Genomic DNA, 13,527 nt, shown 5'->3' on the forward strand with positions numbered 1-13,527 from the left:
CGTCGCTACAGGCCGTGCACGCGGCGGCCCGTGACCTGGTGCGGGACGATCCGGATGAACAGATGGCGCTCCCCGCCCGCCCAGGGCGTGACGCCCGCCTCGGCCAGCTTGGCGACCTCGTCCTCGGGCACGTGGTGGGCCGGGCCCTGGATCAGGACGCTCCAGCCCTCCTTGCGCACCTCGTCGATCCGGTCCACCTGGAAGCCGATCATGATGTCCACGCCCTCCAGGCCGGTGCGCAGGTCCTGGTCCATGGGGCCGCCGCGGGCGGTCCGGAACAGCACGGCGCCCTCGTGCAGCCGGTAGTTGACGGGCAGCACCGTGGGCCCGTGGGAGCCGTTGAACGCGATCCGCCCGATGCCGCCCGGCGCGACCAGGCGCAGGCACTCCTCGGGGTCGAGGACGTCCATGACCGGCTCCTCCGGCCCGGCGCCGGGGCCCGGCGGACGGTCACGGCCACCGCCGAGCAGGTCCTGCGGGGTCGTCTCCAGGGCCGTGGCCAGGCGGGTCACCGTGTTCCTGTCGGGGACGCCGAGATGGCCCTCCAGGTACGTGACATAGCCCGGGGACATGTCGGCCCGCTCGGCGAGCTGGTCGATCGTGAGACCGAGCCGGTCGCGGTGGTGGGTCACCCTGCGTCCGAAGTCACCACTGTTCGTCATGATCATCTCCTTCTCCGTGAGGACGAGGCCGACGCCGCCCGGCACGGGGACGCCATCCACCCGCGTGCCGTCGTGGTCGGCCTCGACGGTGATCCGGCGCCCGCGGAACAGGACCGGCAGCGACAGCGTGCCCAGCCGTGCGGGCACCAGCGGGTTGAGCAGCAGGCCCTCGGGCCTCGGCTCCAGGCCCAGGTAACAGCGTTGCAGCATGTCCACGGTCCCGGCCATGGCGCCCAGGTGGATGCCCTCCGCCGTGGTGCCGCCCTGGACGTCGTGCACGTCGCCGACCAGCGCCTCGGCGAAGAACTGCCAGGAGCGCGCCCGGTCGGAGCGCGACAGCACCCAGGCGTGCACGACGGCGCTGAGGGTGGAGCCGTGGCTGGTGCGGTCGAGGTAGTACTCGATCGTGCGCGGGATCAGGCCGGGGTCGGCCGGATAGCCGAGCCGGTCCAGGATCGCCAGCAGTTCGCCGGCGTCGAGCAGGTAGAACAACATCAGCGTGTCGGCCTGCTTGGACGCCTTGTAGCGATTGACGTCGTCGCCGTCCGCTTCGAGCGCGCGGTCGAGGCGGCGCACGCCCCCGTACCGCTGCCAGTCGAGCTCGGCCAGCTCGGCGTAACCGGTGAACTGGCTGATGACGCCCTCGTGGAAGTCGACCCGCATGCGGCGGGTGATGTCCTCCCACCGCGCCGCCTCCGGCCCGTCCACAGCGCCCAACTGGAGGGCGTGCCGCAGCAGCCACACGGTCATGACGTTGGTGTAGGCGTTGTTGGCCAGGCCGGGTCCGGCGGCGCCGGGGTAGGCGGTGTGGTACTCGTCGGGGCCCATGACGCCGCGGATCTCGTACCGGCCGGAGCCGGGGTCGAGCACGGCCAGCGAGGCGAAGAACCGCGCGATGGCGATCATCAGGTCGGCGCACCACGACGGCAGGGAGCCGGTGGCCAGGCGGTACTGCCACACGTTGTAGGCGACGGCGAGGCCGACGTGGCGCTGGAGGTGGGAGACGTCCGGCAGCCAGCGTCCGGAGTCGGGATTGAGGTGGAAGGTCTGGGTCTCCTCGCTGCCGTCGCTGCCGCTCTGCCAGGGGAACATCGCGCCGTCGTACCCGGCCGACCGGGCCGCCGCGCGGGCCTCGGGCAGGCGGCGCCACCGGTAGCGCAGCAGGCCGCGGGAGATCTCGGGAAAGCGCAGGTTGAGCCAGGGCAGGACGAACAGCTCGTCCCAGAACACGTGCCCCCGGTACGCCTCGCCGTGCAGGCCCCGCGCGGGCACCCCGGCGTCGAGGTCGGCCGTGTGCGGGGACAGGGTCTGGAGCAGGTGGAAGATGTGCAGGTGGACGATCTGCGACAGCTCCGGCCCGTCCACGTTCAGCTCGGCCCGTTCCCACAGCCGCTCCCAGGCCGCGGCGTGCGCCGCCAGCAGCTCGGCGAAGCCCGGCGCAGTCCCCGCGCGCCGCAGGGCGGCCGACAGCGGGTCGTGCACGGCGGGGTCGCGCGAGGTCAGCAGGGCGACGACCTTCGTGAACGTCACCGGCACGCCCTCGACGGCCGCAAGCACGTACTCGACGGCGACGTGGTCGGGCGCCACGGAGACGGAGCCCGAGCCGGGGGCGGGGCCGTCGGCGCGGGCGGCGAGCGCGACGGTGACGCGGGAGGAGCGGGTCGTCGCGGTCAGCCAGGTCAGCTCGTCGTGGCGGCCCGTGGCGTGTTCCGTCAGGTGGTCGCCGCGCAGGTCGCGGTAGCGTTCGACGCCGTCGTTGGCGACCCGCCCGTCCAGCCCGGCGCGGACGCGCAGCGGCCCCGACCAGTTCTCCGCCGTGAAGGTCGTCTCCAGGGCGGCCAGGGCGGGGTCGGCCATGGAGACCAGGCGGCGCTGCCGCACCCGGGTGACCCGGCCCTGCCCGTCCCGCCAGCGCAGCTCCCGCAGCAGCACCCCGTGGCGCAGGTCGAGCTCCTGGGTGTAGTCCAGCAGCTCGGCCAGCTCCGGGCCGAACCAGTCCTGGCCGGGCGTGGCGAAGGTGAGCGGCAGCCAGTCGGGCAGGTTGACCAGGTCCTCGTTGACGACCGTCCGGCCGCCCACCTCGGACGCCAGCCGGTCGTAGCAGCCCGCGTGGTAGGTGCCGGGCGTGCGGATGCGGCCGTCGGGCGTGGCGCCGCGCGTGGCGAAGCGGCCGTTGCCGAGGGTGCACAGCGCCTCGCGCAGCCTGACCGAGGCCGGGGCGAAGCCCTCGTACGTGAGCGTCCACGGGTTCACGGCGACCCCGCGCGGACGCGCCCGTCCCGGTCGGTGTCGCGGACCGCGGCTGGGAGCCGGTGCAGGTCAAGGGCGGCCATGTCGGTGACGCTACCCAGCTGCCCGACCCCCAAGACAGGGCCGTTGGTCCTTTGATCGGGCGGGGCTGCTTCACTGAGGGTCGCCGATGTGATGCGCTGTGCTCATCGTCTTCTGGAGGTGGACCATGAGCGCGCGCTCGCCGAGGCAGGCCATGGACGCGGCGGTCGAGGCCGGGCGTTGGGCTCCTTCCGTGCACAACACCCAGCCGTGGGTCTTCTCGGTCTCCGACGAGGAGATCGGGCTGAAGGCCGACACCTCCCGGAAGCTCTCGGCAGGTGACGTGTCCGGCCGGGAACTGGTGATCAGTTGTGGTGCGGCGCTGTTCACGATGCGTACGGCGATGCGGTGCGCGGGCTTCGAGCCGGTGGTGCGGGTTCTTCCCGATCCCGATCGGCCGGGGCTGCTGGCGACGATCAGGCCGGGGCAGGAGTGCGAGCCCGACGAGGAGACGCGGTCGCTGGGCGGTGAGATCGAGCGCCGTCACACGCATCGGGCGGGGTTCGCCGACGTCCCGGTTCCCGACCGGCTGGTGGAGTCGCTGGTGGCGGGGGCGCTGGGTGAGGGCGTGAAGCTGACGCCGGTCCGGTCCGGGGAGGCGGTGGAGGTGCTGGCGGCGCTCACGCGGGCGGCGCAGGGCGTTCAGGCCGCCGATCAGCGGTTCAGCCTGGAGATCGTCGGGTGGGCCAGGCCGCCGGGCAGCACGCGTGCCGACGGCGTGCCCGCCGGGAGCTATCCGCGGGAGGCGGCGCCGACGGAGGCGGAGTTCCCTCAGCGTCACTACTCGTGGCGGCACGGCTGGGGCGCGCCGGGCGGTCAGGAGGAGACGGCCACCGGGGTGGTGGCCGTGATCACGACGCGGGAGGACGGCCGCAAGGAGTGGCTGGCCACCGGGCAGGCGCTGCAACGGATGTTGTTGCACGCCTCGGCGCACGGGGTGAGCGCCGCCTTCCACACCCAGGCCCTTGAGCTGGACCTGTTGCGCGAGTTCCTGCGGCTGGAGCTGTTCTCGGGGGAGTACCCGCAGATGCTCATGAGGCTCGGCGTCACCCACGAGGGCAAGGGCACGCCCCGGCGCCCGCTGTCCGACGTCCTGGAATGAGAGGACCAAGGTCCTTCGAGCGAGGGGCGTACGACACTGATCGCGGGCCGGCGGAACCAGTGGAATGGAAGTGCGAACAAGGACACACCCCCCACCGAAAGGAAGGCCCGCCATGGCCACCACCATTCACCGCCCTGTGACGGACGTCGCCGCCGCCAAGGCGGAGCGCACCCCGGTCGACTACGTCTGGGCGCTGGCCCGGATCGCGATCGGCTGGGTCTTCCTGTGGGCGTTCCTGGACAAGACGTTCGGCTGGGGGTTCGCCACCCCGGCGAACAAGGCGTGGCTGGCGGGCGGCAGCCCCACGACCGGCTTCCTCAAGGGCACCGGCGAGAACGCGCTCGGCGGCCTGTTCGCCGGCCTGGCCGGCCAGGCGTGGGTGGACTGGCTGTTCATGGCCGGCCTGCTGGGCATCGGCGCGGCCCTGGTGCTGGGCGTCGGAACCCGCGTCGCCGCTGTCACCGGCACCCTCCTGCTCGCCATGATGTGGGCCGCCGAACTGCCCCTGGCCACCAACCCCTTCCTGGACGAGCACATCATCTACGCCATCGTCCTCATCGGCCTGGCCCTGACCGGCGCCGGCACCACCCTCGGACTCGGCAACCTGCCGATCGTCCGCCGCAACGCCTGGCTCAGGTGACCGGCCTCCGGCCACGGGCCCATCCCTCGACGGGGTGGGCCCGTGGCGTTTCCGACGTACCAGGACATCGAGAATGAGTGTCATGACACGTGCTGTGTATGTCGCCGCGGGCGAGGCGGGGAGCAACAAGGGGACCGTCGCCCTGGGGCTGGTGGAGCTGCTGTCCCGGCAGGTGGGGACCGTGGGCGTGTTCCGGCCGGTGGTACGGGCCGGCCGCGAGGACGGCCTGATCAACACCATCCGCAGCCGGTTCCAGCTCGCCCTGCCCTACGCGGCGTGCGCGGGTGTCACCTACGACGAGGTGCACGCCGACGTCGAGCGCGCGGCCGGGGACGTCGTGGCCCGCTTCCGCGCGCTGGCCCGGCGGTGCGACGCGGTCGTGGTGGTCGGCACCGACTACACCGACGTGGGGGCGCCGACGGAGTTCGGGTTCAACGCCCGTCTGGCCGCCGACCTGGGCACCCCCGTGATCAACGTGGTGAGCGGACGGGGCCGGACGGCCGCCCGGATCGCCGCGGCGGTCGAGGTGTCGTCCAGGGAGCTGGCCCACCATCACGCCCAGGAGCTCGCGGTCGTGGTCACCCGGTCGGCCGGCGGGCCGCTCGCGCCCAGCCACGCGACGCCGGTGTTCGTGCTGCCGGAGGCGCCTTCGCTGCGCGCGCCCACGGTGGCCGACCTGCTGGACGCCTGCGAAGGCCGGTTCTTCCTCGGCGAGCGCGACGGGCTCGGCCGGGAGGCGAGCGCGCTGATGGTGGGCGCGATGTCGCTGCCGGGCATCCTGGAGCGCCTCACCGAGGGCGCGGCGGTGATCATCCCGTCCGATCGGGCCGCCGCGCTGCTGCCCGGCCTGATCGCCGCGCACAAGGCGCCGGGCTTCCCGTCCCTGTCGGCGGTGGTGCTGACCGGCGGCACGGACCTGCCCGCCTCCGTGGAACGGCTGCTGCGCGGCATGACGATCCCGCTGCCGGTGATCGCCACCGGTCACGACACCTTCGACACCGCGACCCGGCTCTCGGCCGTGGAGGGGCGGTTCACGCCCGAGGCGGGCGGGAAGATCGACACGGCGCTGCGCCTGTTCGCCGAGCACGTGGACGGCCGGCTGCTGCTGGACCGGCTGGACATCGCCAAGACCGACGTCGTCACGCCGTTGATGTTCGAGTACGAGCTGCTGGACCGGGCGCGCGCCCGGCGCCGGCACATCGTGCTGCCCGAGGGCGAGGAGCCGCGCATCCTGCGCGCGGCCGACATCCTGCTGCGCCGCGACGTGGCCGACCTCACCCTGCTCGGCGACGCCGCCCGCATCAGGGTCCAGGCCGCCCAGCTCGGCCTCGACCTGGACGCGGCCAGGGTGCTCAGCCCGTTCGACCCTGAGCTGCGCGAGCGGTTCGCCCACGCCTACGCCGAGGCCAGGGCGCACAAGGGGATGACCGTCGAGCTGGCCCGCGACACCGTCACCGACGTCTCCTACTTCGGCACGCTGATGGTCCACACCGGCCTGGCCGACGGCATGGTCTCCGGCGCGACGCACACCACGGCGCACACGATCAGGCCGGCGTTCGAGATCCTGCGGCTGGGGCTGGTCTCCAGCGTGTTCTTCATGTGCCTGGCCGACCGGGTCCTGGTGTACGGCGACTGCGCCGTCAACCCCGACCCCACCGCCGGGCAGCTCGCCGACATCGCGATCGCCTCGGCCCGCACCGCGGCGATGTTCGGGGTCGAGCCGAGGATCGCGATGTTGTCGTACTCGACGGGCGCCTCGGGGGCGGGGGCGGAGGTCGACAAGGTGCGCGCCGCCACCGAGCTGGTCCGTGAGCGCCGTCCCGACCTCCAGGTGGAGGGGCCGATCCAGTACGACGCCGCGGTGGACCCCGCCGTCGCGCGGGCCAAGATGCCCGGCAGCCAGGTGGCCGGACACGCCACGGTCTTCGTGGTGCCCGACCTGAACACCGGCAACAACCTGTACAAGGCCGTCCAGCGCAGCGCGGGGGCGGTCGCGGTGGGGCCGGTGCTTCAGGGGCTGCGCAGGCCGGTCAACGACCTGTCCAGGGGCGCCACCGTGGCCGACATCGTCACCACCGTCGCGGTCACGGCCGCCCAGGTGCGCGACGAGCCGCCGCCTCCTGACCTGTCACCCGGTGCCTGAGGCGCGCCACCGCCGGGCGACGAGCGCGGCGGCCAGCACGGCCGCGAGCCCCGCCCACGTGACCGGATGGCTCCAGACGGCGGTGTCGATCTGCTGCACCAGCACGAACACGCCCATGACGACGACGAACCAGCCGAACGCCGTGCGCAGCGCGTCCTGCGGGATGCGGCCCGCGAGCCGGCCGCCCACCAGGCTGCCGAGCACCGCGGCCGCCGTGACGGTCAGGGCGAGCCGCCAGTCGATCGCCACGCCCGCCAGGTGCCCCGCGAGCCCGGCGAACGACTTCATCGCGATGACGAGCAGCGACGTGCCGACCGCGACGCCCATCGGCAGCCCGCCGAGCAGGGCCAGGGCCGGGACGACGAGGAACCCGCCGCCGGAGCCGACCAGCCCCGTCACGGCGCCGACGACGAGCCCTTCCGCCGCGATGTGCTTCAGCGGCAGCTCGCCGTGGGCGGGCCGCGCCTGCCTCCCGGTGTGCCGGGGCCTGCGGAGCATCGCGACCGCCGTGGCCAGCATCATCAGGGCGAAGGCGACGAGCAGCGCCGTGCCGGGGACGTACTCGGCGAGGCGTCCGCCGCCGTACGCGCCGGCCATGCTGAACGCGCCGAAGAGCAGGCCGGTGCGCCAGCGGATCCGTCGTGCCCGCGCGTGCGGGACCAGCGCGGCCAGACTGGTGACGCCGACCACGAACAGCGAGGTGGCGATCGCCTCCTTGGTGTCCTGACCGGCCAGGTAGACCAGGATCGGCACGGTCAGGATCGACCCGCCGCCGCCCAGCACGCCGAGGCTGACGCCGACGAGCAGGGACGCCGCGACGATCAGGACGGTCACGGGGTCTTCCGCAGCTGCGCGATCACCGTGCGGATGTCCGGGCGCGGCCCGCGGTTGTAGGGCAGCCGGGACAGCATGACGCCCATGGCACAGGAGTTGCTGACGGCCGCGTACACCAGGCCGGCGCCGATCGCGGTGCCGATCAGATGCGCGCCGGGCACGAAGATCCCGGCCAGACCGGTGGTCAGCACGATCGAACCGGCCACCAGCCGGACCTGACGCTCGATGTCCCACCGCTCGGGCCCCCGCTCAAGGGGCGCGCCGGCCGTCTCCCACCCGACGATCCCGCCCTCCAGGACGCGCAGGTTCGGCAGCCCGGCCTCGGCGAGGGCCTGCCCGGCCTGGGCGGCCCGCGCTCCGGAGCGGCAGACGAGCACGACGTCCTCGTCGAGGTGGCTCAGGAGTTCGGCCCGGTGCTCGCGCAGGGTGTTCAGCGGCACGTTGTACGAGCCCGCGATGTGCGACGTACGGAACTCGCCGGGCGTGCGCACGTCGAGCAGGCGCGGCGCCCGCCCTTCCGCGACGAGCCGCCGCAGCACGGCGGGGGTGAGGGAGGAGGTGGGGGCGGTGCTCATGAGACTTTCCTTCGGGTTCGAATACCACGGGGGGTATAGAGGGGACGTGCGTCAGCAAATGGGGTCAGACGCCGGCCGACAGGGCCCACGCGGCGTAGCCGCCCAGGACGTCGGAGACGTCCTGGAAGCCGCGGTGCCGCAGCAGGCTCGCCGCGATGGACGAGCGGTGACCGCCCGCGCAGTGCAGGACGACGGGCCGGTCGGCGGGCAGCTCGCGGTTGCGGGCGGGCAGTTCGCTCAGCGGGATGTGCACGGCAGCGTCGATGAAGCCGTTCGCCTCGCGCTCGCCGGAGGTGCGGACGTCCACGACGACGGGAGGGGCGTCGCCGGCGAGGGCGGCGCGCAGCTGCGCGGCGGTCAGGCGGCTGGCCGGGGCGACCTCGTCCGCGAGCTCGACCAGGGCGTCGTCGGGGTTGCGCAGGTAGCCCGCGACCCGGTCGAAGCCGATCCGGGCCAGCCGGGTGACGACTTCCTCCTCCCGGTTCTGCGGCGCCATGACGACCAGCTCGCCGGCCGGGTCGAGCACGGTCCCCGCCTGCTCGGCGAAGCGCCCGTCGGCGGGCACGTTCACGGCGCCGCGCAGGTGGCCGGCGGCGAAGTCCTGCGGGTCGCGGGCGTCCACCACGACCGTGCCGGCGGCGCGCAGCCCGGTGAACTCGTCGAGGGTCAGCGGCCTGGGGGCGGCAGAGGCGTCGTAGCGGGCGCGCTCCTTGCGGTTGAGGTCGGCGTCGTAGGCGAAGTAGCCGGGCGCGGCCGGCTGCCCGGCGGTGACGAGCGCGACGAACGACTCCCGGTCCATCGGCGCGCACGCGTAGTTGGTGGCCCGCTGCTCGCCGATGGTCGACTGCTTCTCGGTCGAGAGGTTCTTGCCGCAGGCCGAGCCGGCGCCGTGCGCGGGGAAGACCCGCACCTCGTCGGCCAGGCCCATGAGCTTGTTCTGCACGCTGTCGTACAACATCGCGCCCAGCTCCTCGGGGGTGACGCCGACGGAGGCGAGCAGGTCGGGGCGGCCGACGTCCCCGATGAACAGCGCGTCGCCGGTCAGCACCCCGTACGGGTCGCGGTCCCCGGCGCGTTCGTAGACCAGGACGCTGATCGACTCCGGCGTGTGGCCGGGCGTCTCCATGATCTCCAGGGCGACGTCGCCCAGGGAGATGCGCTCGCCCTCGCCGAGCTTGCGGATCGGGTACTCGGTCTCGGCGCGCCGGCCGTAGCCGATCCAGGCGCCGGTGCTGTCGGCCATCTCCAGGTGCCCGGCGACGAAGTCGGCGTGGAAGTGGGTGTTGACGACGCCGACGACGGTGAAGCCGTGCGCGCGGGCGTCGGCCAGGTACTCGGAGACGTCCCGCCGGGGGTCGACGACCACCGCGTGGCCGGTGCCCTCGTCGGCGATCATGTACGACGCCTGCGAGAGGCAGTCCAGGTAGTACTGGGTGAAGAACACGGCAATCCCTTCGTGAGGAACGCGACCGGTGGGGGCGGCGGCTGTCCATACCCCCCCGGGTATCTTGTACCCGACAGTAGGTTGTGGGTGAAGCGGATGTCAAATACCCCTCCGGGTATCGCCCAGCATACCTATGGGGGTATGGTGACCTGGACGAATGCCCCCGCCGCCCTCTGGCGCGACCTCGTTCCAGGTGCGAAGGACCTCCGCCCGTGAAGACCAATCCCGCGCCCGCCGCGACCGGCCGCCCGCCCGTACGTCTCGGGCTCCGGGCGAACGCCGTCCAGTTCTCCCTGCTGGTCGTCGTCAACGTCGCCGTCGGCGGCCTGGTCGGCCTCGAACGCACCACCGTGCCGCTCATCGGCGCCCACACCTTCGGCCTGACCAGCGACCTCGCCGTCTTCTCCTTCATCGTCGCCTTCGGCCTCACCAAGGCGTTCACCAACCTGGCCGCCGGCGCCCTGACGGCCCGGTTCCGCCGCAAGCAGCTCCTCGTGGCCGGCTGGCTGATCGGCGTCCCCGTCCCGTTCGTCCTGGCCTGGGCGCCCTCCTGGGGGTGGATCGTGGCCGCCAACGTCCTGCTCGGCCTCAACCAGGGGCTGACCTGGTCGATGACGGTCAACATGAAGATCGACCTGGTCGGGCCCGCCCGGCGCGGTCTCGCCACCGGCCTGAACGAGGCCGCCGGGTACACCGCCGTCGGCGCCACCGCCCTGCTCACCGGCTACCTCGCGACCGGCTACGGCCTGCGTCCCGTCCCCGAACTCGTCGGCGTCGTCTTCGTCGCGGCCGGCCTGGCGCTGGCCCTGGTGGTCCGCGACACCGCCGCCCACGTGGCCCTCGAACTCGACCGGCATCCCCGGCCCCTGGCCGCCGGTGAGACCCCGGGGCCGGCCGCCGTGTTCGCCCGCACCTCCTGGCGCGACCGCTCGCTGCGCGGCGTCAGCCAGGCCGGCCTCGTCAACAACCTCAACGACGGCCTCACCTGGGGGGTCTTCCCGCTGCTGTTCACCGACCACGGCCTGGGGTTGGCCGCCGTCGGGCTGATCAAGGGGCTGTACCCGCTCCTGTGGGGCATCGGCCAGATCCCGGCCGGTCACCTCGCCGACCGCCTCGGCCGCAAACCGCTCATCGTCACCGGCATGTTCGTCCAGGCCGCCGGCCTGCTGCTCGCCCTCGTCCTGCTGGACGTCCCCCTGCTCGCCGGGGTCCTGTCCGCCGTCGCCCTCGGGCTGGGGACCGCCATGGTCTACCCCGCCCTGATCGCCTCCGTCTCCGACCACGCCCACCCCGCCTGGCGTGCCAACGCCCTGGGCGCCTACCGCTTCTGGCGCGACATCGGCTACGCCGCCGGAGCCCTCGTCGCCGGCGTCCTGGCCGACGCGCTCGGCCTCGGCGCCACGGTCGTCGCCGGCGCCGTCCTCACCGCCGTCTCCGGCCTGCTCGCCGCCCGCTGGATCACCGACCGCACGACGGGCTGACGGCGCGCCCGGCCTGCGTCAAGCGCGGCCCAAGGTGCGGTCGGCATTGTCCGTGTCGCCGGAAACGGCGGGAGCGTTCCTTGATCTCCCTCTGGTTACAGTCCGTAGTGGTTGATTTGCTCAGGGGGGAAGATGAAGAGTGTTCGCGTAGTCGCCGTCAGGATGGCGAAGGTGTTGTGTGCCGGGCTGCTCGCGGTCCCGTCGTCCCCGCTGGTCGTGCCCGAGCCATCGCCGGACACGTCGGTGGTGACGGTGCGAACCGGCGGCGACCGGACCGGCGACACCACGGTGGGCCCGCTGGCCGGTGTCGAGCTCGGCCTGTTCACCGGCCCCGACGCCACCACCCCGGTTGACGGCGACTGGGGCGTGTGCGTGTCGGACGGCGACGGCGACTGCAGCTTCGTCGTCCCCGACACGGCGCCGGGCGGCGCCAACGAGGGCGCGCGCTTCTACGTCAGGCAGATCTCCGCCCCCGACGGCTGGTACACCAACCCCGAGCTGCGGACCGGCCGCGGCAGCGGGTCCAACTCCGTCGCCACGCCGTACGTCTTCCAGACCCCCGCGCTGGAGAGCGGCACCACGTACTCCTCCACCAGCGACTTCATGATCAACAACACTCGCGGCGACGCCACCGCCTCGACCGGGATCTGGCAGCAGTCACGGGTCAACCCCCGGCCCGATCTCACCTGCGGCCTCGACGTCGCGCTGCTGCTCGACCTGTCGGCCTCGGTGGGCAGCGCGCTGCCCGACCTGAAGGCGGCCGCCGACACCTTCACCGACGCGCTGACCGGCACCCCGTCCCGGATGGCGCTGTTCACCTTCGACCGCAACTCGCCCAGCGCCGGCACCACGAACAACCCCGACCTCATGCCGGTGTCCACCGAGGCGGGCGCCGAGGCGTTCAAGAACCAGTACGCCGACTGGCAGCTCGGCAGCGGCACCAACTGGGACCGCGGCCTGTGGGCGGTCGCCGAGGCCGCGCCGCGCTACGACCTGCTGGTGGTGCTCACCGACGGCAACCCCACCTACTACGACACCCTGCTCGGCGACGGCAGCAACACCCGCATCGCCGAGGTGGAGGCCGGGATCTTCTCCGCCAACGCGGTCAAGGCCGAGGGCACCCGCGTCCTGGCCGTCGGCGTCGGCAACGGCGTGACCGGCCTGACCGCGCTCAACCTGCGCGCCATCTCCGGCACCACCGCCTTCGACGGCTCCAACGCGGCCGCCGCCGACTACTTCCAGACCAGCGACTACGCCGCCGCCGGACAGGCGCTGCGCGAGATCGTCCAGGCCCAGTGCCGGGGGTCGCTGTCGGTGGTCAAGCAGATCGTCCCGTCCGGCAACACCGGTGAGGACGTCACCGGCGCCACCCCGGCCGGCCCCGGCTGGGAGTTCGGCGCCGAGACCACCACGCCGGGCATCGGCGGGCTGCCCGCCACCGAGTCGACGACCGACGACGGCACGGGATCGGTCAACTTCGACCTCACCTTCAGCCAGACCCCGTCGGCCGACGTCACCGTCACCGAAGCCCAGCACCCCGGCCACACCCTGGTCACCCAGGACGGGCGCAACGCCGTCTGCCGCCTGATCGACACCGGCGCCGAGGTGCCGGTGACCAACAGCGGCGGGCTCGGGTTCACGGTCGAGGTGCCGAGCGACGCGGCCGTCAGCTGCACCGTCTACAACCGCCCACCCACCCCGACCCCGACCCCGACCCCGACCCCGACCCCGACTCCGACCCCGACCCCGACTCCGACCCCGACCCCGACTCCGACGCCGGTCGTCACTCCGACGCCCACCCCGACACCGACCCCCACGCCGGTCGTCACTCCGACGCCCACGCCCACGCCGACACCGACGCCCACCCCGTCCCACCCGGGGGAGTGCCACAAGGCACATCCGTATTGGGGTCACTGCGAGCAGCACCCGGACTGGCACGACGTCTGCCACGAGGAGCAGTCGCACTGGGGTCACTGCGAGCAGCACCCGGACTGGCACGACGTCTGCCACAAGTCGGCCCTCGGTTGCGGGGACCTGCCGCCGTGGTCGTACCCCGGCGAACGATGGGAGTGACGCCCTCCGCCGGCCGCCCGCCGCATGCGGGCGAACCGGCCGGCCGTAGCTGACGTGGGCGGGCCCGGCCTTGTGCCGAGCCCGCCCACGACGGTTTCCAGAGAACCTGGGGACGGCCGTTCCCGCCCCCCTCGGGCCGTCAGTGCCGGAGTGTGAGCAGACCCGGTCGGTAGGGCAGGAGGCCGTAGTCGCCGCCGGAGCTGGGGCTGCGTCCCTGGTAGAGGAGTTGGAGGTTGCAGGGG

General features: G+C 73.2%; 9 protein-coding genes. 5 read left to right on the forward strand and 4 right to left on the reverse strand.

What is annotated here, in order from left to right; genetic code table 11:
• Positions 1–5 precede the first annotated feature (5 nt).
• Positions 6–2,915, reverse strand: a complete 2,910-nt coding sequence (locus tag ABZ815_RS44295) for a pyridoxamine 5'-phosphate oxidase family protein (RefSeq protein ID WP_357707693.1) — start codon at positions 2,913–2,915, stop codon at positions 6–8.
• 205 nt (positions 2,916–3,120) lie between these two features.
• Here ABZ815_RS44295 and ABZ815_RS44300 point away from each other — a divergent pair, with 205 nt between their 5' ends.
• From ABZ815_RS44300 to pta, 3 genes are all read left to right on the forward strand, one after another.
• Positions 3,121–4,095 carry a nitroreductase family protein gene (locus ABZ815_RS44300; RefSeq protein WP_357707694.1) on the forward strand — a complete coding sequence of 325 codons (975 nt, stop codon included), beginning with the start codon at positions 3,121–3,123 and terminating at the stop codon, positions 4,093–4,095.
• 112 nt (positions 4,096–4,207) lie between these two features.
• Positions 4,208–4,735 (forward strand): hypothetical protein, encoded by a 528-nt coding sequence (locus tag ABZ815_RS44305; protein WP_357707695.1) that lies wholly within the window; start codon positions 4,208–4,210, stop codon positions 4,733–4,735.
• Between the two features lie 82 nt (positions 4,736–4,817).
• Positions 4,818–6,878, forward strand: coding sequence for a phosphate acetyltransferase (pta, locus tag ABZ815_RS44310; RefSeq protein WP_357707696.1), 2,061 nt, complete (start codon positions 4,818–4,820; stop codon positions 6,876–6,878).
• Here the strand turns inward: pta and ABZ815_RS44315 are convergent.
• The 3 genes from ABZ815_RS44315 to ABZ815_RS44325 form a co-directional block, all read right to left on the reverse strand.
• Positions 6,864–7,712, reverse strand: coding sequence for a sulfite exporter TauE/SafE family protein (locus ABZ815_RS44315; protein ID WP_357707697.1), 849 nt, complete (start codon positions 7,710–7,712; stop codon positions 6,864–6,866). The genes pta and ABZ815_RS44315 overlap by 15 nt on opposite strands.
• Positions 7,709–8,287: a rhodanese-like domain-containing protein gene (locus ABZ815_RS44320; protein ID WP_357707699.1), complete on the reverse strand. Its 579-nt coding sequence runs from the start codon at positions 8,285–8,287 to the stop codon at positions 7,709–7,711. Before ABZ815_RS44320 ends, ABZ815_RS44315 begins: the two co-directional genes overlap by 4 nt.
• Before the next feature lie 64 nt (positions 8,288–8,351).
• Positions 8,352–9,731, reverse strand: a complete 1,380-nt coding sequence (locus tag ABZ815_RS44325) for a rhodanese-like domain-containing protein (RefSeq protein ID WP_357707701.1) — start codon at positions 9,729–9,731, stop codon at positions 8,352–8,354.
• A 212-nt stretch (positions 9,732–9,943) separates the two neighbouring features.
• Here ABZ815_RS44325 and ABZ815_RS44330 point away from each other — a divergent pair, with 212 nt between their 5' ends.
• On the forward strand, positions 9,944–11,212 hold the full coding sequence (locus ABZ815_RS44330) for an MFS transporter (protein WP_357707702.1): 1,269 nt from the start codon (positions 9,944–9,946) through the stop codon (positions 11,210–11,212).
• 132 nt (positions 11,213–11,344) lie between these two features.
• Positions 11,345–13,285, forward strand: coding sequence for a vWA domain-containing protein (locus tag ABZ815_RS44335; RefSeq protein ID WP_357707703.1), 1,941 nt, complete (start codon positions 11,345–11,347; stop codon positions 13,283–13,285).
• Positions 13,286–13,527 lie beyond the last annotated feature (242 nt).

This window comes from Nonomuraea sp. NPDC047529 (genome assembly GCF_040642995.1).
Lineage (GTDB): Bacteria > Actinomycetota > Actinomycetes > Streptosporangiales > Streptosporangiaceae > Nonomuraea.

Excerpts from the sequence above, each read along its gene's own strand:
- ABZ815_RS44300 (WP_357707694.1), top strand. The coding sequence starts at position 3,121 with ATGAGCGCGCGCTCGCCGAGGCAGGCCATGGACGCGGCGGTCGAGGCC.
- ABZ815_RS44305 (WP_357707695.1), top strand. The coding sequence starts at position 4,208 with ATGGCCACCACCATTCACCGCCCTGTGACGGACGTCGCCGCCGCCAAG.
- pta (WP_357707696.1), top strand. The coding sequence starts at position 4,818 with ATGACACGTGCTGTGTATGTCGCCGCGGGCGAGGCGGGGAGCAACAAG.
- ABZ815_RS44320 (WP_357707699.1), bottom strand. The coding sequence starts at position 8,287 with ATGAGCACCGCCCCCACCTCCTCCCTCACCCCCGCCGTGCTGCGGCGG.
- ABZ815_RS44335 (WP_357707703.1), top strand. The coding sequence starts at position 11,345 with ATGAAGAGTGTTCGCGTAGTCGCCGTCAGGATGGCGAAGGTGTTGTGT.